Here is a 22,303-nt window from a genome sequence, read left to right as displayed (position 1 = left end):
TGAACTACCCACCCATCGCCTTTGGCGTGGGTGGGTAGTTCACAAAAATCAAGATCAATAACTTTTTGATAGGGCGTATACTTATATTAAGACACCAACTAATATTGACAGGTAATAACAGCTTTTTTATTTGAATTCTAGTAGATTATAATATGCTTTTGTAACTTTAGAAAGACAAAAAAGTGGAAATGAACTCAAACTATCAAAGCAATCCATTAATAGATCGCCTACCGGCGCATCTTAAACAATACATCAAGCCACAGAATTATGAGCATTATTCTGCCATAAATCAAGCCACTTGGAGGTATGTGATGCGAAAAAACGTGGATTACTTAAAAAAAGTAGCTCACGATTCTTATACTGAAGGTTTAAAAAAAACAGGGATTGCCATTGATCATATTCCAAGCATGTACGGTATGAATCGCATCCTAAAAGATATAGGGTGGGCAGCGGTGGCTGTCGATGGTTTTATACCCCCTAATGCCTTTATGGAATTTCAGGCGCATAACGTTCTTGTTATCGCTAGTGATATAAGGCAACTTGAACATATTCAATACACCCCTGCCCCAGATATCATACACGAGGGTGCCGGCCACGCCCCTATCATAGCCAATCCGGAATACGCAGAATATCTTAGAAGATTTGGAGAGATTGGCGCCAAAGCTATTTCAAACGAGCAAGATCATCAAATATACCAGGCCGTTCGCAGCTTATCCATTTTAAAAGAGGCGGAGAATCCTGATCTAAAAGCCATTGAAGCAGCAGAAATGAAAGTAAATGAATTGCAAGAACAGACCACTGAACTCAGTGAAATGGCACGCATTCGAAATTTACACTGGTGGACCGTTGAGTACGGCCTAATAGGAAGTGTTTCCCACGCCAAGATCTATGGCGCAGGTCTACTCTCCTCTATCGGTGAAAGTAAATGGTGTATGACAGACCAGGTTAAAAAGTTACCTTATACCCTAGAAGCCGCAGACCAAGGATTTGATATCACAAAACCACAACCTCAATTATACGTCACCCCTGATTTTGCTCACCTAAGTCAAGTTCTAGAAGAATTTGCCAATACCATGGCTATTAGACGTGGCGGCTTATCTGGGATAAAAAAACTCATCGCTTCAAAGGCTTTAGGCACCTTAGAGTTAAGTACAGGCATACAAATTTCAGGTGTATTCACAGAGGTAATCGAACACCAAGGAGAAGCTATTTACTTTCAAACCAAAGGTAAAACAGCCTTAGCATACAGGGACGAGGAACTCGTAGGCCATGGTACCAATCGCTACCCTAATGGATTTGGAAGTCCAATTGGCAAACTCAAAGGAATTAACCTGGCAATAGAGGATATGAGTCCCCGCGACTTAAAAGCCTATAACATTTATGAGGATCACCATGTTCAACTTGAGTTTGAAGGAGACATTCATATCGATGGTAAAATAATAACAGGAACCCGAAATTTAATGGGTAAAATAATTCTGATCAGTATTGAAAACTGTACCGTAAAACATCAGAATCGCATTTTGTTTTCACCACAACAAGGGATTTATCAGATGGCCATCGGCAAAAAAGCAATTTCGGCCTTTAATGGCGTAGCCGACTTCAAGGGCTTTGATCTGATCACACACCAAAGCTCTTCTGATGAGAGAGCAGAACCTAAAAATGAAGCTCAACTGCAACTTGAAGCGTTGTACCAACAAGTGCGCGATTTTAGAGAAGGGAAAAATAAAACTATTTCCAGACACAAGGTATTCGAACAAATACAAGGTAGCTTTCCTGATCAATGGTTATTAACCATTGAGCTGTATGAATTGGCCAAAACCTCCTCTGACGAAAAATTTGCTCTAGAAATAGCCCAGCACCTCGAGGATATTAAACAACGATACCCTGAATTTGGACACCTGATCGATGACGGAATTGCATTAGTTGAACAAGCCGTAACGATCAAATAACTCAATTCACCAAAAGTTTTATAAATTTATCCCCAAATCTATATATAGCCCATTTTGAAAAAAATAGTATTTATCATCAGTATCGCCTTATGTATCTTTTCATGTAAGAACGATAAAGAGCAAGCAGATAGTAATAGCGCTATCGATTCTTTAGGCTTAAAACAAAAAGAGCCCATACATCTAAACGATGATGAACTAGTCTCAAAATTACTTCGAATAAAAAATAATGGACTTAGCACCTCAGATAGCGTGTATTATAGGGGAGTCATTAAAAGACCATCCGATTCTAGCTTTACCGCTCTTAATTTGTATGGAAAAACAAAACAAGAAAACAATCTAAAAGAATTTAAACAGACTGCGATTCTGAAGGATCAACAAACAGTTACCTCTGATATTCAAGGAAGCGTATTTAGAATTGATCATCTAAAGGATGGGGTATATAAGATCTATACCTACGAATCAGATCAAGATCGATTTGTTGCCTATGATATCGATTTTGAAAAGGAACCTATTAGCGTTAAACGAAGCCTTCAAACTGGAAATTTCTATTACGATTTACTTCCTAAGAAAGAATTTAAGTTTACGATTGATAACGTGCAAAAGTATTTCACAATCAGAAAGGACCAGCGCATCACTGGGAATGCTTTATTGGATTCTCTATCCAAAGGTGCTGAAATTTACCGAGAACAAGAATTGCTTCGAATCGGACAAAACCTTAAGATTGACAACTACTATTATCGTAATGACAACAGTGTCCTTGAAGAGTTAATTGTCCAAGGAAGCAAGGGCATGAGCGACCATATTACCTTAAGTGGTCAAATCAAAAAGCCTAAGGAAAAAGTCATCATTAGCAGTATCTTTAAAAGTGATGAAAGTTTTCAACAAACCCAGCTGGCAGAACGACTAACCAAAGACTCTAAGCACCTGGTGAGCTATACTAAAGATTCTGTAATAAGAACATACTTGTACAACAAAGAGTTTCAATTTACACTTAAAAGTATTGACTCTTTTCAAACCCATCAAAATTACCCACAGTATTATCCCAGCTTAATCGATAGCACCTTTTTTACTTATAGCAAGGACTTTGTTATGAATAATGAAAAACTCCTTTGGCGTTATTCGGTGCGCTATACTAGAAAAACCAACACCAATCCAGATCCGATTGAAGTATCCATTTCTAATCGAGAACTGATCCGTTATGCGGATAGTAGTGTTGTTTTTGAAGCGCCTTTGGCAGTGATTAAAAAGCCAACGGCAATTTCACAACTCTCCCAACATGAATTTAACCCTAGGGACTTTGACATCAATTTTGATGGTTACAATGACCTGAGTTTCCATGAAGGCTATGATTTAAATAGGAATGCTACCTATGCAGCTTACATCTATAATGAACAGCTAAATACATTTCAAAAAAACGATACCCTCACAGGGCCTTCCCTAGCTCCTTATATTTTATTGGACAAAGATAACAAGCTAGCCATCTATACAGCAAAAATTGGAGCAGATGATTACAGCGTTCGCATTGTCAATATGCTGCCCGACGGAGGGGGGATAGCCTATAGAGAAACTTACTGGTCCAGCCACAAGGGTAATAAGATCAACATTGACTACCAGAAAACCGTTTCCAATTCGGTTGTAGAACAGGCTAGCGATGTTGCCAAGGCAGAACAATGGAGTTCCACTGATTTCAAAAATCAATTCTTAAGTTGGGTCAGTAACCAAATTGGCAAGAGAAATTAGCCACTTAGAATTAGAAAAGATAAAATCAGCAAACTCCACCGAGATTAAATCCTACTATGAAGCTTATCTTAATCTATACCTACCAGTGGTTCATAACCGTTATTTACAACAAAGGATATGATTATGGCAGCGTCTCTATAAGGGAAAACATCAGCTTAGAAAGGGCTCAAGAAGTAACCTACTTCGCTGTTAGAAATAGCATTGGTGGCTTTGTACTATTACTCTATTTTTATAGTAGTTTACTTCTATTCGGGCCGTGTGTTTTCAACACCAGCAGGATCTTGGAAGGAAATCTTTTCGCAATACCAATCACACTTTTATTTCTAGCAACTTATGGTTATATCGCCAAGTCGCACCTTAAGCCTATTTTTAAAGATATAATTCCCTTGGAAACAACTCAAGAAGAATTAAAAAAAATGAATAGCACTTATTTAATACTAAAGTTCCTATTACCTCTTCTCTTCGTTGGATTTTTACTTGCCGGAAGTTATCTAATTGGGCAATTGGAAAAATATGCATGTTAAATATTGACTAAGGATTCTTCCTTTTTTGAATTCCGTTGGCCTACCTTCAACTGCTTTCCCAGACGACAAATCTTCTATATCTACTAAAATACTTATACCATTAAAATTAACACAAACTACCCTCTCATTAAAACCGTCTCATATACTTAAGTGAAATTCTACTCTTGAGACTTAAAGTAATTATTATATAATTATGGAGATCGAACTATTTGAATTCGAATTTTTCCAAACGTACTAAGTTTTTAAGCTTAAATTCAAATACTTAGACAATATTCAGATGAAATATCAAGTGGTAGTTAACCCTTAAAATCAAGACTTTTCAAGTAATCATCATTGGTTACAGGAGTTTCATTGTATACCAATGTCCATCCCAAAGAGTTGGTGAGTACATAAAATTTTGACATCTCCGTCAATAATCTATTTTGTGCATTTTCTTTGAGACCAGAGTCTTCAACTTTTTGTGCGATTTTGGAAGTAACTTCCCTTTTGATCTTATTGATATCTTCAGCATCAAAAGGGTTTAAATAATCCCCTGAGGTGTTGTAATATTCTATATCTGGTGAAATCTTAACTTCCGCTTCCGGAATCTTGGTAATGTATAGGGTCTTTTTCTCCTGATCTACCTCAAAGCTCACTTTACTCAAGTCATAGGCTATACTTACTTCAGCATTAACCACGACGAGAGCTCTTTTTTTGGTGGTCAATAGATTCGCAAATATCTTTTCGGATTGCTCGTAATTAAAGACCTGAGAAAAATGCCCTTCGGTAACGACCAGCTTACTAACATTGTTAACCTGCTTTTGGATCAGTGCTGTACTTTGTTTTAGGTGTTCAGAACGTTGCTGATAGCTTTTATACCACTGAAACATCCAGAGCAAAAACAACGTAATACAGATTCCAAATAAGATTTTTCTCATAGCTATTCGAATTGCATATGGGGATATTTCTTAGAAATATACGCAATTTTTTGCTGAAGCTTTTCTTTAAAATCCAAGTACTGTGTGCTACTTGGGTTAAAAGGCTTGTGTGATAAACCACTCTGGATCTTGTCTACCTGCTCCATAACTTCTATAGTGGTGGGACTCAACCAGGTGAAAGAAAATCGTTCCCAAATATAATGGATTGCCGTAGGAGTTAAATGAATCATATCCTCTCTGTAGAAACGGTAATCCCTCAATTCATCCATGACGATTTCATAAGATGGGAAGTAGGTAATCCCAGGATCATTTAGGGTTTCTATACATTGATGGATTGCCGTAATCAAATGCGCCTTACTCCTCTGATTTTCAATAAAGCCATCTTTTAGGTGTCGCACTGGTGAGGCTGTAAAAATCAATTTTACCTTTGGGTTTATAGCTCTAACAACTTCAATGATATGCTGCAAATTACCCTGAATCTGGTCAACACGACTGAGCTGCTTTTCAAAATAGTGCTGTGGTAATTTATGACAATTAGCCACGATATTTTTCGACTCCAAATGCTTGTATCCCCAGGCTGTACCTAGAGTAACAACTATATGTGAAACTTCTTTTAAGCGCTGATGCTCTTCGGTTATTTTATGGTTCAGCACCGAGAGTAAACGCTCCTTATCGGTATCAGAATATGTAGAATGTACCTCCAAAGATTGCCAGCGTTCTTGATGCCAAAACAAATCTTTATCTGTAAAAATCGTTCCCTCTGCTATTCGGGTTATCACACGCTCTATAGCCTTTGGATGAAATAAGATTCCAAAAGGATTAGACTGACTCTGAAATTTAAAATAAGTCAGCTGCTCCCCTATATTATCCACAAAACAAGACCCCATTAACAGCACCTTTGAATGGTAATCAATCAAAGGTTGCTGCTGTTTTAAAGGGATTTGCGTTTGTAATTTCATACGCTAAAGGCTTATTTAAGCCTGTATATACGATTTTGCCTTTTGCAATGCTTCCGGAATTCCAGCTGCATTTTTACCTCCCGCTGTTGCAAAGAAAGGTTGGCCTCCCCCACCCCCTTGGATGAGTTTACCTAATTCTCTTACAATGGTCCCAGCATTAAGATCTCTTTCTTTCACAAGCTCTTTGGAGATATAACAACTCAACATCGCTTTATTATTGTGGTTTGAACCAAACAATAAGAATAGATTGTCATACTCTGAACCTAGATCAAATGCTAAGTCTTTAATACTTCCTTGATCCAGATCAACTTCAGTAGCTAAGAACTGAACTCCGTCGACAGACTCAAGAGACGCTTTTAGTTCTGATTTCAGTCCTTTTGCTTTCTCTTTTAATAATTGCTCTACTTGCTTTTTCAAAGCTGAATTCTCCTCTTGTAAAGCTGTTACCGCCTTTAACGGATCGGCAGAATTACCTTTTAAGACCTCTTTAACCTGATGGAAAGCTTCAGTTTGTGAAGTGAAATATTCTTGAGCCGTATCGTAAGTAATCGCCTCAATTCTTCGCACCCCTGCAGCTACTGCTCCTTCTGATCTGATTATAAAATGCCAAATATCTCTGGTATTCTTCACATGGGTTCCTCCACAAAGTTCTACACTTTCACCAAACTTAATTGTACGCACCACATCACCATACTTTTCTCCAAAGAGTGCCATGGCACCATTTTCAATAGCTAAATGATATGGCGTGTGTCTATTCTCTTCCAATGGTAAATGTTCCTTTATGCGAGCATTGACAAAATCAGCCACTGCAGAAAGCTCATCGTTGGTCAATTTGCTAAAATGAGAAAAGTCAAATCTCAAGTAACCACTTCGTACCATACTTCCTTTTTGCTCCACATGAGTCCCCAATACACTTCGAAGTGCTTGGTGCAACAAGTGCGTAGCGGAGTGGTTGGCTGCTGAACGTTCCCGTTGCTTAGCATCAACAACAGCTGTGAAGGTTTCATGAATATCCTTCGGAAGGTGTTTGGTCAGGTGAATAATTAAATTATTCTCCTTCTTAGTATCTACGATATAAACCACATCACCATTGGCCGCTTGAAGATATCCTTTATCTCCAACTTGCCCACCACCCTCTGCATAGAAAGGCGTAATGTTAAATACCAATTGATACATTGTACCTTCCTTCTTACTATCGACTTTACGATAGCGTGTAATTTTAACCGGAGTCTCCAAAAGATCATACCCTACAAATTCTTCTACAGGATCATCGATCAGTACTTCCCAGTCACCAGTCTCAACCTTGGTCGCAGCTCTGGATCTTGTTTTTTGCTTTTCAAGTGCTTCTTGAAATCCTTTTTGATCAAGGGTATAGCCTTTCTCTTGAAGAATTAGTGCTGTCAAATCGATTGGGAAACCAAAGGTGTCGTAAAGTTCAAAAGCCTTTTCTCCTGGGATTTCGCTTGCGTCATTCTCTTTTATAACGGTATCCAATAACAACAGTCCTTGTGCCAAGGTACGTAGGAAGGAATTCTCTTCCTCCTTGATCACATTGTATATGATGTTTTTTTGTTTCTTAAGTTCTGGAAAGAACTCGTGCATTTGTTTGCTTAAGGTGTCTACTAATTTGTAGATAAATGCTTCTTTCTGATTTAAGAAGGTGAATCCGTAACGAATGGCTCTTCTAAGAATTCTACGAATCACATATCCGGCACCTGTATTACTTGGTAACTGCCCATCTGCAATAGCAAATGCTACGGCTCTAACGTGGTCTGCAATCACACGGATTGCAATATCAGTTTCTTCAGAGGTTCCATACTCCGTAGAGGTGATGGTTTCAATTTCTCTGATCAGCGGTGTAAAGACATCTGTATCGTAATTGCTTGTAGTTCCTTGTAAAACCATACTTAGGCGTTCAAAGCCCATTCCAGTATCTACGTGCTGTGCGGCCAACTTCTCTAGAGTTCCATCTGCCTTACGGTTGAATTCAATAAATACCAAATTCCAAATTTCTACTACCTGAGGGTGATCCATATTCACTAAGGATGCACCGGAAATCTTGGACCTTTCAGCTGCCGGTCTAATGTCAACATGGATCTCTGAAGATGGACCACAGGGCCCTTGATCTCCCATCTCCCAAAAGTTATCTTTTTTATTCCCTAGGATGATGCGATCCTCTGGAACTATGGCCTTCCAATAGTCATAGGCTTCTTGGTCCAATTCTAAACCCTCAGAATCAGAACCTTCAAACACAGTCACATAAATGATATCCTTATCAATCCCATAAACTTCAGTCAACAACTCCCAAGCCCAGGCTATAGCATCTTTTTTAAAGTAATCCCCAAAACTCCAGTTCCCTAACATCTCGAACATGGTATGGTGATACGTATCCTTACCTACCTCTTCCAAATCGTTGTGTTTCCCGCTAACACGCAAACACTTCTGAGTATCAGTCAATCGTGTGGTTTTGGGCGTTTTATTCCCAAGAAAATATTCTTTGAATTGATTCATCCCTGCATTGGTAAACATCAGGGTTGGATCATCCTTGATCACCATAGGTGCCGATGGTACTATGGTGTGTCCTTTTTGGTTAAAAAAATCTAAAAACTTTTTGCGGATATCTCTCGATTTCATGTTTAAATCTTAACTTTTACTAAAAATTATACTCGGCTAAAAAACAATTTATATATTTGTCCGTTACTCATCATGGAGAACAGCCATTTCATTTGGCAAAAATAGAACTTTTATAACTAATGTCTAAGGTTAAATATTATTACGATTCCGAAACTTTATCCTACAGAAGGATAGAACCTAAGAAAGGGAAAAAAGCGATCAATATTAGTTTGTTTTTTGTAGCTGCCTTTCTTTTTGGTGGAATCTGTCTATTAATATTATTAAACACCAGCCTAGTTAGTACACCAAAAGAACTTTCCCAAGCAAGAGAATTAAAAAATTACGAGTTTCAATTTGAGTTGTTGAATAAAAAAATGGCCCAAGTTGAAGAAGTACTAGAAAATATAGAAGATAGAGACAACAATATCTATCGTGTTTATTTTGAGGCCAACCCTATACCAAAAGAACAGCGAACTGCTGGTTTTGGAGGTGTAAACCGCTACAAGCACCTTGAAGGATTTAATCAATCCGACCTTATCATTGGGGCTACTCAAAAATTAGAAAAACTTCAAAAGAGACTTGTGATACAATCTAAATCATTGGATGAGATCACAGATCTTGCGAAAGCAAAAGAAGAATTACTAGCTGCAATTCCTGCAATTCAGCCGATCAGTAATGAAAATCTAACTCGGATGGCCTCTGGATACGGCTGGCGTTCCGACCCGTTTACCAAGGTTAGAAAAATGCATAAAGGAATGGACTTTACAGCTCCTAGAGGAACACCGGTATACGCCACTGGAAACGGTGTCGTGGTCCGTGCTGATAACAATTCCTCTGGATATGGTGAACACATTAGGATCGATCACGGTTTTGGATATTTGAGCCTCTATGGGCATTTAAGCAAATACAATGTTCGTAAAGGACAAAAGGTAAAACGTGGTGACCTCATTGGATTTGTAGGTAGTACCGGAAGATCCCAAGCTCCGCATTGTCACTACGAAGTCTGGAAAGACGGAGAGCGCATTGATCCTATCAACTTCTATTACGGTTCCTTATCTGCCGATGAATACGAAGCGCTACTTCATGCTGCATCACAAGAAAACCAATCACTAGACTAATAATGCATATCGATCTTCCTGATAAATTGTATTACAGCATTGGAGAAGTTGCTAAGGCTTTTGACGTGAATACTTCTCTTATCCGTTTCTGGGACAAAGAATTTGATATTCTCAAGCCCAAAAAGAATGCAAAAGGGAACAGAAGGTTCACCCAAGAAGATGTGAAAAACTTGGAACTCATTTACCATTTAGTAAAAGAACGCGGTTTTACACTTGAGGGGGCAAAAACGCATCTTAAAGAACAAAAGAAAAAAACCCTTTCTAATTTTGAGATAATTCGTAAATTAGAAGGAATCAAGGCAGAACTATCTAAAATTAAAGAACAATTGTAATATATTTAGTTCAGCATTGTAACAATATCTATGTTTCAAATACTTATAATTTAAGAACAACACTAACACATCAACTATTATGAAAAAGTGGATTATTGCCCTTATCGTACTTGCCGTTATCGGATTTGGTATTTACAACTGGGTTGTTGGCTTTAACAACACAGCGATAAGCCTTAACGAAACCGTAGCACAAACATGGGGAAATGTACAAACTGCCTATCAACGTAGAAACGACTTGATTGGAAATCTTGTCAATACCGTTAAAGGTGCTGCAGACTTTGAAAGAAGTACGCTCACCGATGTTATAGAAGCTCGTGCAAAAGCAACTTCAGTAAACATCAATCCGGAAAACATTTCAACGGAGCAATTGGCAGCATTTAACCAGGCCCAAGGTGGTTTAAGTAGCGCATTGAGCCGGTTATTGGTAAGTGTGGAGCGCTACCCAGAACTCAAAGCCAATCAAAACTTCCTCAAGCTACAAGATGAGTTAACCAGTACGGAAAACACCATTCAAACGGCTAGGATTCGGTACAATGAGGCGATCACCCCTTACAACAATCACGTCAAGAAATTCCCTAACTCGATTTTGGCTGGGCTATTCGATTTTGAAGGCAAGCCTTATTTTGATGCTGAAGCAGGAGCTGAGAAGCCTGTAGAGGTAGATTTCAATTTTGACGACAAAAACAGTTAATACGCACAGCTGCTCCTCAAAGAGCAGCTTTTTTCTTTTTTTTAAGTTTTCATCTTTTCGTTGAACCAAAATTGCACACGCATGAATTCTTCCAATGTAGAACAATTATTAACCCTAGAAGAGGAACAAGAAGTTATTGAAGCTATACGAATAGCGGAAAAAGAAACCTCAGGAGAGATACGTGTACATATCGAACCTTCCTCCGGGGAATTAACTCCGCTCAAAAGAGCATCAGAAGTGTTTCACTTTCTAAAAATGGATAATACAACGCAGCGCAATGGCGTTTTAATTTATGTAGCGGCCAAAGACAAAGCCTTTGCCATTTATGGCGATAAAGGGATTAATCAAGTTGTACCAAAAAACTTTTGGGAATCCACAAAAGATAAAATTCAATACCACTTTAGACACAATAATTTTAAACTCGGTTTAACTGAAGGAATACTAAAAGCGGGCGAAGAACTGAAAGCACACTTTCCTTGGCACCGTGATGATGTCAATCAACTCCCGGACCACATTTCTAAAAACTAGCATCTTGAAAACAAAGCAGCAGCTGTTATTCATATTTTTATTTATTGGAATTTTCCAGATTCCATCCCTATTTGCACAATTTGATGTTCCAGCAAAACCAGACATGAACACCAGTGTCTATGATTTTGCTAAACTATTATCGGAAGCTGAAAAATCCGCTCTTGAACAGAAGTTAATTCAGTATGCAGATACGACTAGCACACAGATTGTGATTGCCACTGTTCCAACCATCAATGGAGAAAACATCGGTCTTTTAACCCCGCGTTGGGCTCAAGAATGGGGAATTGGGCAATCCAAAGAAGACAATGGCGTGTTCATCTTATTAGCTGCTAAAGAACGTACGATTTGGATCTCTCCAGGCTACGGATTGGAGCACAAACTAACTGCTGGTATCAACGGAGAGATCGTTAGAAACATCATCATACCTGAATTTAAAAAGGGAGACTATTACGCTGGACTTCAAAAAGGTACAGATGCGCTCATTTATTTATTTAACGGCACTTATCAAGGCACCCCACAACCTAGAGGAGGACAACCATCAGGTTCTTCAGGCCTAGGGTTCGTATTTGTCTTTATCATATTTGTTATCATCATCATCATCCTATCCAAAAACCGAAATAATCGTGGTGGAAGAAACGGAGGACGAGGTGGTGGAGGCATTGATCTATTAGACATTATCATCCTAAGTAATCTCGGAAGAGGTGGAACAGGCGGTGGCTTCGGAGGTGGCGGAGGATTCAGTGGAGGTGGTTTCGGCGGTGGTTTCGGCGGCGGCGGATTCAGTGGAGGTGGTGCAGGTGGAAGCTGGTAGAACGTATGATTAGCTAATCTGACAAAAATAAAACTGCATTTGGGTTTCCAAGCTAATTGTATTTATTAAAAAACGATTTAACGACATTGTTATACTGCTTTGGAGCCTCAAGGTTCAGATTGTGAGCGGTTTCGGGAATGATGATAAGCTTTTTATCACCCATTGACACCCCAGTTAAGGCTTCATAGATCATTTTAGCTTGTTGAACTCCTATGGCATAATCAAATTCTCCTTGTAACACCAAAATAGGTTTTTGAATCACTGAGATCTCGTCCAATATATTTAAATGATTGTACGCCGGAGTATTTCTAAAGACCCTATTGACATATTCATACTTTTCCATAGCCCTATCAAAAGCTTGCATGGTATAACCAGCTCTTCTAAAATAGGCCGTATCCGAAGCCAATTCAGCCGCGGTTTGCTGAGCCTCCTTATTGGCCCAATAAGCATCGAACCCCAATGCTTTTGTATAAGTGTGCTTGATTAGATTCATATCCTTAAAAAATATATCAAAATCACTGTTTTCCATTTCATTTAATTTGGACAATATTTTTTGGTACCGTTCTTTAGAGGCGGAATCATTGGCTTTATTGAGAAACTCCGTAGCCAGTTCTTTTTCTTTTGCAATCAGTGCAAGGATGGGATACATTCCATCTGCCTTTCCACTAATACAGGCAAAGGCGTTTATTTTTTGTTGATTGGCTACCATATACAATAATCCTAATGTTCCACCCCAGGATGACCCTATAAGATTAATAGCTTTACCCTTATATCGCTTTCTTAAGGTATCAACCACTATGTCCAAATCCTTAACAAATTGTTTCATGGTCAGCATTGTAGAATCCTTTTCAACAGCTGATTTACCGCCACCCCTTTGATCCAAATAGGCAATTAGGTAATCCTGTTCAAGAAAATCCTTATAGGATTCACGAGCAAAACCAGAGAAAGCACCCGGCCCACCATGAAGGTTGATAACTATGGGACCATTGGCGTTACCAGCCAAGCGTACATATAATTTGGAATTATCAACTGGAATAAAAAGTTCGACGTCGATTTGATGAGCTTTTTGGCAAGAAGTTAATAGCACCCAAAAACCTAGAAAAAAGCTAAAAAGAAGTAATGACCCTTTAGTATTCACAATATGTTGATTTAGTTATAGCACTGCTAGTGTATCACAAATTAGTAAAAAAAATATATACCATTGATTTACAACTGATTTAATCTGTTTTTTTATTAAAGCAATAGTCCTCAGCAATCGAACAATTATCGAATTACTGAGGACTATTCTATCTATATAAACGATCTGTAAAAATCTAAGAGGGTCTATCGAATCCTGTAGAACCGGCGACCACCTTCTGGCTTTCCTTTACCTCCAAACTTATCAAACTTAATGGTTACACTTGCCATAAAATAGCGTTTAAGAACCGTACTTTGATAATCCTGAATATAATCGGCTCCTGTGGATCTAGCACTGTTGTTGTTTTGATTTAACAGGTCATAGGCTAACACCTTAAACAGTAGTTTATCCTTTAAGAACTGCGCCCCTAGGCTCATATTCCAAAAGAGAACGTCTTTGTCATAACCAGAAGAAACATTGCCATTATAGGTATAACTGAAATCATTACCCCAAACAATATTCTCCGGCCAGTAAGTAGTTGCTCTTAAAGATGCTCTATGCGATATAAAATTTTGATCGTCCGTGGTATCAAGAGAGTATTTGGTATTGTTAAAACTCACGCTGTAGTTTGGTTCGATCTCTAACAATTCGCCAAAATTAAACCCTACACCCAATCTTGGAGAAAATGAAAATCGTTTTGCAGTTAACTTATTATTATTGACAAAGCTTACGTCATTATTATAATTAAGACTTGGATCAAAATTAATTTTAATCGTATAGGTACTATCCTTCTTAATTTGCTTAGAGTAACCTACACCTCCATAAAAGTTAAAGTTTCCATCCACGTTATCAAAAGTGGTCGTTCTCAACAAATCCTCATCAATGGTTGTCACACTAACTACTTTATCTTCTTGGATTTGGGCCCCCATATAAACAAAGAAACCTGTCCTTTCCTTCCAGTTAAAGTTGTCCAAGTTCAAATTGAATCGATGGCTTTTTTCCAATCCCAAATCAGGATTACCTACGATAACATTTAAAGGGTTTGAAATATTTCTAACAGGCTGCAATTCACCAACCGAAGGAGCGTTTACACCTGAACCATATCGAAGGCGCATATTGAAATTCCTATTCACCTTGTATTGAACCATAGCGTCAAAAGACAAATTCTCATAATCACGATCAAAAGTTCCCGTATGCAAATAGTCCTTATTGGAAAGGTCAGTTAGTTGGTAGTTCGCTCCAAATCTAAATCTAAACTTCTCCCCTTCTTTGCGTATTCCAATTGATGGTCGCTGTGTTTGGGAATCAAACTCATAGTTCGTACTTAGGATATCATTAAACTGCTCATATTCTCCATTAGATCTATCTAAATCGTATACCGAGTTTTCATTCATTTGAGAATTCGTATTATACTCGTATCCGAAATCAAGAAAATAGGATTTTGATAAGGGTTGACGATAGCCAACTGAAACCGTATAATTATCTTGTTTGTTATCAGAATAACGCATCTGATCTAAGGCTTCTTCATTAGGTTGGTCTCCAAATATCTGACGGTTGGATACAAAGTTAGATTCGTTTTCGTTAATCGAATTTGAGTTTCTAAACGACAAACGAATAAACTTACCAAGAGTATCCAATTTCTTTAAGACGTCAATTCTGTTATTAAAGCTTCGCTGCATTCCATCACTTACGGTAGAACGCTCATTGCTATTTGATATATTCCCGTCCAAATCCGTAGTGGTTGTACTGCTTTGATCATATGAGTTTGTACGATTCACACTCAAGACAGGTTCCACTGAGATTCTCAAGGTCTCATCAATGTCAAACTCAAATTCTCCTGCACCTCTATTAGAGTTGGTGCTACCATCAAAACGAGATTCACTATCGGTAAAATAACTACCTTCTGGTAGAATATTCTCCCTTGATGTCTTTTGATTGTTATAAGAGTCACTATAGGCAAAAAAGTAATTCGCCCCAATTTCATAAGCTCCTTTCTCAGCATTGGCATAACTTGCCCCTGCAGTAGAGGAGGTAGTTATACCCCTTCCGAAATTATTAATCAGACCATTACTACTAGCAAAAGAATAACCCCCTCTTGAATTCCCTACCATATCGTAGATCTCATCAAAAGAAAAACCAGCATTGTTGATATTATTAGAACCTACAAGTACACTGATACGTTCTTTATCATTGAAGTAATTGACAATACCATTAACCTGATAGCGATCATCAGTTCCATATCCAGCGGCTAACCTTCCTAAATACCCTTTATTTTTATCCTTTTTGACAGTCAGGTTAATGGTTTTAGTTTCACCATCACCTTCTTCTCCCGTAAACTCTTGGGTCTTAGTCTTACTATCTGTAATCTGAATTTTATCAATAATCTCCTTAGGTAAACTTTTGGTAGCCACTTTAGGGTCAGAACTAAAAAACTCTTGGCCATTAACCAAAACCTTATCCACTTCTTTACCGTTAACGGTAATCTTACCATTTATATCTACTTCTACACCAGGTAGTTTTTTCAACACGTCTTCAACATTGGAATCAGGTCGAGTTTTAAAGGAATCTGCATTGAATTCCAAGGTGTCTTTTTTGATCACAAGCGGAACCCTTTCCCCAACAACGCTAACCCCTTCCAGCTCTTCTGCTTGAAGTTGTAAGCCAACCGAACCTAGGTCTATTTTGTCTTGTTCGAGATCAAGTACCCGAACATTCGGCTTGTATCCATTATAAGTTATAAATAAATTTAACTTATCGCTGTTGGTGCGCGCTTCTAAAACGAAATCTCCATTCTGATCCGTTATCGTATATGCGACCATTGAACTATCCTTTACAGATTCTACATAAACTGTAGAAGCCTCCAAGGGTTCATTGGTTTCACTATCGACAACTTTACCTGTGATTTCGTATTCTTGAGCAGAAGCAACTATTCCTAAAAAAAGGAATAAGATTAAAAGTTTTGATTGATGCATGGTAATAGTTTTGCCCAAAATAAACCAAATACATGGACATTTAAGTGTAATTTGTACTTTTTAATAATACTTTAACAAGACTATTATTTCTTTCTGAAGTATACTTGGACAGGAACACCGTTAAAATCAAAGTTTTTACGAAGCTGGTTTTCCACATATCTTCGGTATGGTTCCTTTACATATTGCGGCAAATTCGCAAAGAAAGCAAACTGAGGTGTTGGAGTCGGTAACTGCGTACAGAATTTAATTTTCACATACTTCCCCTTTTGTGCAGGAGGCGGTGTAGCCGCAATAATAGGTAACATCACATCATTAAGTTGTGATGTACTAATGCGTTTGGTTTTATTTTGATACACTTCAACCGCTGTTTCTATGGCCTTGTAAATTCGCTGTTTAGTCAGCGAAGAAATAAAAACAATTGGAACATCAGTAAAAGGTTCTATTTGTTCCCTGATATAAGCCTCGAACTGCTTAACTGTATTGGTTTCTTTCTCTACAATATCCCACTTGTTAACTAGGATTACAATTCCTTTTTTATTTCGTTCAGCAAGCCAGAAAATATTTAAGTCCTGACCTTCAAAACCACGTGTTGCATCTAACACTAACAAACATACATCACTATGTTCAATAGCACGTACAGACCGCATTACGGTATAGAACTCTAAATCCTCTTTAACTTTGGCTTTTCTACGAATCCCGGCGGTATCCATAAGGTTAAATTCAAAGCCGAAACGTTTATATTTGGTATCCACACTATCTCGAGTAGTTCCAGCGATATCTGTTACAATATAGCGATCTTCACCTAAAAGCGCATTAATAAATGATGACTTCCCTGCATTAGGACGACCTACAACAGCAAATCGTGGCAATTCATCTTGCTCTTCACCTTCATCTTCCGGCAAAGCCTCCACTACGGCATCAAGCAATTCCCCCGTTCCACTTCCATTAATACTAGAAATGGTATAATAATCCCCAATCCCTAAAGAATAAAACTCAACAGCATCAGCAACCCTCTTGCCGCTATCTACTTTATTTACTGCTATAAATACAGGCTTATCAACTTGTCGAAGTAATTGTGCTACTTCCTCATCCATACCAGTAACACCTGCAGTTACATCAACCACAAATATTATGGCATCAGCCTCATCCAAAGCAAGTTCAACCTGCTTATCGATTTCTTTTTCAAATACATCGTCACTTCCAACAATATATCCACCTGTATCAATAATAGAGAACTCACGACCATTCCAGTCAGTTTTCCCATAATGTCGGTCACGTGTTACACCACTAATTTCATCAACAATGGCATCTCTACGTTTTATCAATCGGTTAAACAAAGTCGATTTCCCAACATTTGGCCTTCCTACTATGGCTACTATAGCACTCATACTTATAATTTTATTAGGCAAAGGTAATTCTATTTTTTTAGTTTTTAGTTGAAGAATTCACACTGATATCCTACTAGGGAAATCAAAAGCTAAAAAAACACAATAGTTGGAAGTTTTTAGATTTAATTAAAGGGTGTAGTCCCACCAAAAAATTCGAGAAGGATCTCTGGAGTATTTAAGCTAATCAATGTATCACGAATAGTTAAGGTCATTTTTTCAGTAAAAGGTTCTTCTAAAAATCAACTACAATTAAAGTTGTAAGTAGTTCTTGGCCATTTTGGCCTTTAAGGCTACTATTATATTAATAGTGTATGCCTCAATTTATATAACCAAAAATCATGAATTTAAAAGGGGTGCGGAAAAATCCCAGCACCCCTTGCACTAAATGTGGACTACATATCCCAACCCCATTTCTTAGATAAATTATTAATTCTGGTAGATGCTAATAGTCCCACTGTCTTCATTGGTCACCACCAAGAGATCCTTATTATTAGGGCTATCTTCTGCCGCAATAGCCAGCACACCTTCAGGAGCATTATCTCCTGCCCTTTCAAGAATTTGTAGAAATTCCGGGGAAGTAGGGTTGCTAAAATCAAAGACCATCACCTGACTGTTTCTTTCCAAGCCAACAAACAATATTGTCTTGTCTCCTATTTTTAACACCTCAATGGCTTCTGGTTCTGCGCCTTTATCATCGCTTCTCCCATCGACTTCACCTTCATCAGCATTAAAGCTAGCAGGTGTTTGATCAAGAACTATTTGAGCAATTGTGCTTCCACTATCATAGACAAGTTCTCCAGTTGTAGACCAAACACTAAAAGATCGAGCACCATAAGCGTATATTTCTTCGTAGTCTCCATCACCATCGATATCACCCATGGTGGTGGTTGTTTTAAGTCTACCTAAATTTTCTTCTGCCTGTAGACTTGCCGCATCTGGAAACAAGGTAGCGTCTAAAACCAAGTCCTTTACCCTTGCCTCTTCTGAAAACCCATCGTAATCTCTAGAATCCCCTTCGTTTGCCGTAATTAAATAGCCAACTCCATTGATATTTGTATATTTTATAGCATCTGGAAGGTAGATACCCTTGACAGGCCAGTTTTTAAGTTCAGTAACTCCATCCTTGTTACTAGCATCCAACATGTTTTGGTTTAACATATGATCTTTAAAGCCAAAAGGATAAATAGCTTCTATTTGTTTGGTTTCCAAATTCACCTTAGCCATTCCATTATTCTCCTGTAAGGTAACCCAAGCCGTTTTAGAATCATCTGATATTGCTACATATTCAGGCTCTATGTCCTGAGCTAAAGTAGCCCCTGGTCCAAAAACCCTAAAACCTTTTTCTTTCAATGCACCCAATTGATTTTCTAATGCCTCAAAACCAAGTGTAGAAACAACCCCTGAACTTACTTCGATAATACTGATACTTCCATCGGGATCAGTAAGGTAATCTGAACTTGGCTCTCCTTCATTAGCAGTTAAGATGTATCTACCATCTGGCGAGAAGATTACCATATCAGGTAAAGCGCCTACGGTATAATTTTGTAGTAGAGCATGATTTTCCGCATCAAACAAAAGCACGCTTCCGTTGGCTTGTTTGTTGGAAGCTTCAACAGCTATGGCCAATTGTTTATCAAGTACAGAAACACTGTTTGGTGTGCCTATGGTACTCACATCGATTACTCCTCCCACAACAGGTTTGGTAGGATCAGTCAGATCATAGACCATTACCGCATCCATATCCGGATTTACTGTAAATAATTTTTTAGTACTAGGATCGAAAGCAGAGATTTCAGTAGTTCCTCCAGCCGCAATGGTTGTTAGATGTTCAAAACGAATTTGTTGATCAACAACTTCTACGCAACAATCATTATCGTCCGATTCACAAGACATAAAGCCAACACTTATGGCAGCAAAAAGAAATGCATTTTTAATTTTCATTTGGTGGTTTTTAAATTTTACCAAAGAAAACGAATGCACTTTATGCTACTGTTAGCTTAAATAGATGATTTTGTTACTTAATTACTTTGAGGTAAACTAAAAGTTATTTTTGATTATACCCAAAACGTTTAAGCTGTCGTTGATCTGAACGCCAGTTTTTATTGACTTTAACAAAAATCTCTATATGGACTTGCTTGCCAAAGAATTTTTCAAGATCCTTACGTGCCTGAATCCCTACCCTTTTAAGGGCAGACCCTTTATGACCAATAATAATCCCTTTTTGAGTATCGCGCTCTACCATAATAACTGAGCGTATACGAATGATCTTTTCGTCTTCTAGAAACTCTTCAGTTTCTACCTCAACAGCATAAGGAATTTCTTTATTGTAGTTGATTAGGATTTTTTCACGGATCGTCTCATTAACAAAAAAGCGTTCAGGTTTATCTGTAATCTGATCCTTAGGATAAAACGGAGGTGATTCGGGTAGTAATTCTAAGATGCGATTAAATACTGTTTCAATATTAAAATTCTTAAGGGCTGAGATCGGATAAATTTCAGCATTTGGCACCTTTTCTTTCCAAAATTGTACCTGTTCTTCAAGTACTTCTTGAGAAGAAATATCAATTTTGTTTAAAAGGAGTAGTACAGGAACCTTGGAATTGGTAATCTTCTGAAAGAAAGCCTCGTCCTTCAAGTCTTTCTCCCCGATCTCTACCATATAAACCAACACATCTGCATCCTCAAAGGCGGATTTAACAAAATCCATCATGGATTCCTGAAGTTCATAGGCAGGTTTAATTATACCTGGAGTATCGGAGAATATCACCTGAAAATCGTCACCATTTACAATCCCAAAAATACGGTGCCTAGTGGTTTGTGCTTTTGATGTGATAATAGAGAGTTTCTCTCCAATCAAAGCATTCATAAGAGTGGATTTCCCAACATTAGGGTTTCCTACAATATTTACAAAGCCTGCTTTATGTCCCTTCATTTTTCATCTTGTTTAAATATAACTTCATAGAAGCATTCACCTTTGGCGCTAGCCAAATAAGGGCTATCATATTAGGAATACACATCAGTGCGTATGCTAAATCGATAAGGTTAATTACGAGTCCTACTGAAGTTATTGCTGCAAAGGTAATGGTTGCGATGTAATAAACGTTAAACCATTTTGCAATTTTAGGGTTTGTCAAATACGAAAGACACTTAGTTCCGTAATAGGAATAAGTAAATAAGGTAGACATAGCAAAGGCTGCCACAATTAGCAACAGCAATATATCACCATAGCCAAAAAGCGCTTTTTCAAAAGCAAAGAGCGTCATAGCAATCCCATTGGTTTCAACCTCTAGGTAGGCACCAGTAATAATTATAGTGATGGCCGTTAAGGAACAGACTATAATTGTGTCAATAAATGGCCCTAACATAGCCACCAAGCCCTCTTGAACCGGTTCGTTGGTTTTGGATTCTCCATGATACATAGGAGCACTACCCAAACCAGCTTCATTGGAGAATACAGCTCTACGAACCCCTAATATAACCAAGCCCCAGAACCCTCCTTTAACAGCCGTATCAAAATTAAAAGCTTCTTCAAAAATTAATCCGAATGAAGGCAAAATATCATCAGTATTTGTAAAAAGGATAACCATTACAGCTCCAAAATACAGTGCAACCATAAAAGGAACGATGGTCGTAGCAACTTTAGCGATCTTTTGTAAACCTCCGAAAATAACAAGAGATGTTAGTATAGATAAGGATATACCAATTATTAATTTCCAATTAAAATCACCAAGTGCGGCAATGTTTACATCAGGATTGACAACACTCATAAAAGTTTGCGTAAATTGATTGACCGTAAATACGCCTAGAAAACCAACCAAACCTGCAACTGAAAAGAATACCGCTAAAGGTTTACCCATAAAACCAATACCCTTGGTCATATAATGCATAGGTCCCGATTCTAGTCTTCCGTCACTATGTACCGTTCTGTACATCACGGCTAAACTACAACCGTAAAATTTAATGATCATTCCAACTAATGCAGTCATCCACATCCAGAATACTACACCCGGCCCTCCCTGGTAAATTGCAATTGCAACTCCAGAGATATTCCCTAATCCTACCGTTGCAGCAACGGCAGAAGAAAGTGCTTGCAAATGGCTGATTTGCCCTGGATCATTTGGATTATCATGCTTTCCTCTTACAATGCTTATTGCATGTCGAAATAGCAAATATGGTCTAAATCTTGAGTAGAAAAGTAAAAACAACCCGCCTCCTATCACAAAAAAAAGCATAACCCATTCTGCATAAGGAATCAGGGAACTGAGAACCGAATTGATTGTATCCATGAAAACTAAAGTAATTAAAACATCCCTTTGAAAAAAGAAAAAATCATAAAAGAACCCAACAAAAAATAAAATCACATAATTCTTTGTACAACTATAAAAACGTTGTATATTTGCACCCGAAACATCGCGGGATAGAGCAGTAGGTAGCTCGTCGGGCTCATAACCCGAAGGTCACTGGTTCGAGTCCAGTTCCCGCTACTAGAAAAGAAAGGCTTCACAGAAATGTGGAGCCTTTCTTTTTTGCAATGGGTACAGAATGGGTAAAACATTTTCCTTTTTTCATATTTTTTGTTGAATATTGATTTTGATTGGCAAACCCAGCATTTTTAAGGATTGATCCATAAAAAAATTATGATCC

Annotated in this window: 17 protein-coding genes and 1 tRNA gene; 9 read left to right on the top strand and 9 right to left on the bottom strand. The window is 38.0% G+C overall.

What is annotated here, in order from left to right; translation table 11 throughout:
• Positions 1-188 precede the first annotated feature (188 nt).
• Genes ACN0TV_RS07755 through ACN0TV_RS07745 form a run of 3 tightly spaced genes read left to right on the top strand, consistent with a single transcriptional unit; the run spans position 189 to position 4,213 of the window.
• The gene (locus tag ACN0TV_RS07755; RefSeq protein WP_417361752.1) at positions 189-1,949 is read left to right on the top strand and encodes an aromatic amino acid hydroxylase; all 1,761 of its coding nucleotides are present in this window, start codon (positions 189-191) and stop codon (positions 1,947-1,949) included.
• Between the two features lie 54 nt (positions 1,950-2,003).
• On the top strand, positions 2,004-3,689 hold the full coding sequence (locus tag ACN0TV_RS07750; RefSeq protein ID WP_417361750.1) for an XAC2610-related protein: 1,686 nt from the start codon (positions 2,004-2,006) through the stop codon (positions 3,687-3,689).
• Between the two features lie 56 nt (positions 3,690-3,745).
• Positions 3,746-4,213 carry a hypothetical protein gene (locus tag ACN0TV_RS07745; RefSeq protein WP_417361748.1) on the top strand — a complete coding sequence of 156 codons (468 nt, stop codon included), beginning with the start codon at positions 3,746-3,748 and terminating at the stop codon, positions 4,211-4,213.
• 296 nt (positions 4,214-4,509) lie between these two features.
• Here the strand turns inward: ACN0TV_RS07745 and ACN0TV_RS07740 are convergent, their stop codons facing one another.
• From ACN0TV_RS07740 to alaS, 3 genes are read right to left on the bottom strand one after another with little or no spacing between them, the layout of a single operon-like run.
• Entirely contained in the window at positions 4,510-5,130 is a 621-nt protein-coding gene (locus tag ACN0TV_RS07740; RefSeq protein WP_417361746.1) for a DUF4230 domain-containing protein, read from the bottom strand.
• A 2-nt stretch (positions 5,131-5,132) separates the two neighbouring features.
• Complete coding sequence (locus tag ACN0TV_RS07735; RefSeq protein WP_417361744.1) at positions 5,133-6,089, bottom strand: GSCFA domain-containing protein; 957 nt, start codon at positions 6,087-6,089, stop codon at positions 5,133-5,135.
• 15 nt (positions 6,090-6,104) lie between these two features.
• A complete protein-coding gene (gene alaS, locus ACN0TV_RS07730) occupies positions 6,105-8,723 on the bottom strand; it encodes an alanine--tRNA ligase (RefSeq protein ID WP_417361742.1) in 2,619 nt (872 codons plus the stop codon).
• A 119-nt stretch (positions 8,724-8,842) separates the two neighbouring features.
• On the opposite strand from alaS, the gene ACN0TV_RS07725 reads away from it, so the two are divergent.
• From ACN0TV_RS07725 to ACN0TV_RS07705, 5 genes are all read left to right on the top strand, one after another.
• The gene (locus ACN0TV_RS07725; RefSeq protein ID WP_417361740.1) at positions 8,843-9,820 is read left to right on the top strand and encodes a M23 family metallopeptidase; all 978 of its coding nucleotides are present in this window, start codon (positions 8,843-8,845) and stop codon (positions 9,818-9,820) included.
• Between the two features lie 2 nt (positions 9,821-9,822).
• Positions 9,823-10,152 carry a MerR family transcriptional regulator gene (locus tag ACN0TV_RS07720; RefSeq protein WP_324298703.1) on the top strand — a complete coding sequence of 110 codons (330 nt, stop codon included), beginning with the start codon at positions 9,823-9,825 and terminating at the stop codon, positions 10,150-10,152.
• Between the two features lie 79 nt (positions 10,153-10,231).
• Complete coding sequence (locus ACN0TV_RS07715; RefSeq protein WP_417361738.1) at positions 10,232-10,843, top strand: LemA family protein; 612 nt, start codon at positions 10,232-10,234, stop codon at positions 10,841-10,843.
• 81 nt (positions 10,844-10,924) lie between these two features.
• Positions 10,925-11,371, top strand: a complete 447-nt coding sequence (locus ACN0TV_RS07710; protein WP_417361737.1) for a TPM domain-containing protein — start codon at positions 10,925-10,927, stop codon at positions 11,369-11,371.
• Positions 11,334-12,182: a TPM domain-containing protein gene (locus ACN0TV_RS07705; protein ID WP_417362202.1), complete on the top strand. Its 849-nt coding sequence runs from the start codon at positions 11,334-11,336 to the stop codon at positions 12,180-12,182. The genes ACN0TV_RS07710 and ACN0TV_RS07705 overlap by 38 nt, the downstream gene beginning before the upstream one ends.
• Before the next feature lie 52 nt (positions 12,183-12,234).
• Here the strand turns inward: ACN0TV_RS07705 and ACN0TV_RS07700 are convergent, their stop codons facing one another.
• The 6 genes from ACN0TV_RS07700 to ACN0TV_RS07675 form a co-directional block, all read right to left on the bottom strand.
• Entirely contained in the window at positions 12,235-13,320 is a 1,086-nt protein-coding gene (locus ACN0TV_RS07700) for an alpha/beta fold hydrolase (protein WP_417361735.1), read from the bottom strand.
• 185 nt (positions 13,321-13,505) lie between these two features.
• Complete coding sequence (locus ACN0TV_RS07695) at positions 13,506-16,271, bottom strand: TonB-dependent receptor domain-containing protein (protein ID WP_417361734.1); 2,766 nt, start codon at positions 16,269-16,271, stop codon at positions 13,506-13,508.
• A gap of 83 nt (positions 16,272-16,354) precedes the next feature.
• On the bottom strand, positions 16,355-17,659 hold the full coding sequence (gene der / locus ACN0TV_RS07690; RefSeq protein WP_417361733.1) for a ribosome biogenesis GTPase Der: 1,305 nt from the start codon (positions 17,657-17,659) through the stop codon (positions 16,355-16,357).
• A gap of 426 nt (positions 17,660-18,085) precedes the next feature.
• Positions 18,086-19,600: a choice-of-anchor I family protein gene (locus ACN0TV_RS07685; protein ID WP_417361731.1), complete on the bottom strand. Its 1,515-nt coding sequence runs from the start codon at positions 19,598-19,600 to the stop codon at positions 18,086-18,088.
• Positions 19,601-19,703: 103 nt separating this feature from the next.
• Positions 19,704-20,591: a GTPase Era gene (gene era, locus ACN0TV_RS07680; RefSeq protein ID WP_417361729.1), complete on the bottom strand. Its 888-nt coding sequence runs from the start codon at positions 20,589-20,591 to the stop codon at positions 19,704-19,706.
• On the bottom strand, positions 20,578-21,945 hold the full coding sequence (locus ACN0TV_RS07675; RefSeq protein WP_417361727.1) for an alanine/glycine:cation symporter family protein: 1,368 nt from the start codon (positions 21,943-21,945) through the stop codon (positions 20,578-20,580). Before ACN0TV_RS07675 ends, era begins: the two co-directional genes overlap by 14 nt.
• Positions 21,946-22,070: 125 nt before the next feature.
• On the opposite strand from ACN0TV_RS07675, the gene ACN0TV_RS07670 reads away from it, so the two are divergent.
• Positions 22,071-22,143, top strand: a tRNA-Met gene (locus ACN0TV_RS07670).
• Positions 22,144-22,303 lie beyond the last annotated feature (160 nt).

The organism is Galbibacter sp. (assembly GCF_048266365.1).
Lineage (GTDB): Bacteria > Bacteroidota > Bacteroidia > Flavobacteriales > Flavobacteriaceae > Galbibacter.
Note: the sequence above shows the minus strand (reverse complement) of the source record. Positions and strands in the feature narration are given on the sequence as shown.

Bases quoted from the DNA above. Each gene is read 5' to 3' on its own strand.
- ACN0TV_RS07725 (WP_417361740.1), top strand. From the start codon at position 8,843: ATGTCTAAGGTTAAATATTATTACGATTCCGAAACTTTATCCTACAGA.
- ACN0TV_RS07710 (WP_417361737.1), top strand. From the start codon at position 10,925: ATGAATTCTTCCAATGTAGAACAATTATTAACCCTAGAAGAGGAACAA.
- ACN0TV_RS07705 (WP_417362202.1), top strand. From the start codon at position 11,334: ATGTCAATCAACTCCCGGACCACATTTCTAAAAACTAGCATCTTGAAA.
- ACN0TV_RS07695 (WP_417361734.1), bottom strand. From the start codon at position 16,271: ATGCATCAATCAAAACTTTTAATCTTATTCCTTTTTTTAGGAATAGTT.
- ACN0TV_RS07715 (WP_417361738.1), top strand. From the start codon at position 10,232: ATGAAAAAGTGGATTATTGCCCTTATCGTACTTGCCGTTATCGGATTT.
- ACN0TV_RS07755 (WP_417361752.1), top strand. From the start codon at position 189: ATGAACTCAAACTATCAAAGCAATCCATTAATAGATCGCCTACCGGCG.
- alaS (WP_417361742.1), bottom strand. From the start codon at position 8,723: ATGAAATCGAGAGATATCCGCAAAAAGTTTTTAGATTTTTTTAACCAA.
- era (WP_417361729.1), bottom strand. From the start codon at position 20,591: ATGAAGGGACATAAAGCAGGCTTTGTAAATATTGTAGGAAACCCTAAT.
- ACN0TV_RS07740 (WP_417361746.1), bottom strand. From the start codon at position 5,130: ATGAGAAAAATCTTATTTGGAATCTGTATTACGTTGTTTTTGCTCTGG.
- ACN0TV_RS07685 (WP_417361731.1), bottom strand. From the start codon at position 19,600: ATGAAAATTAAAAATGCATTTCTTTTTGCTGCCATAAGTGTTGGCTTT.
- der (WP_417361733.1), bottom strand. From the start codon at position 17,659: ATGAGTGCTATAGTAGCCATAGTAGGAAGGCCAAATGTTGGGAAATCG.
- ACN0TV_RS07720 (WP_324298703.1), top strand. From the start codon at position 9,823: ATGCATATCGATCTTCCTGATAAATTGTATTACAGCATTGGAGAAGTT.
- ACN0TV_RS07735 (WP_417361744.1), bottom strand. From the start codon at position 6,089: ATGAAATTACAAACGCAAATCCCTTTAAAACAGCAGCAACCTTTGATT.
- ACN0TV_RS07675 (WP_417361727.1), bottom strand. From the start codon at position 21,945: ATGGATACAATCAATTCGGTTCTCAGTTCCCTGATTCCTTATGCAGAA.
- ACN0TV_RS07745 (WP_417361748.1), top strand. From the start codon at position 3,746: ATGAAGCTTATCTTAATCTATACCTACCAGTGGTTCATAACCGTTATT.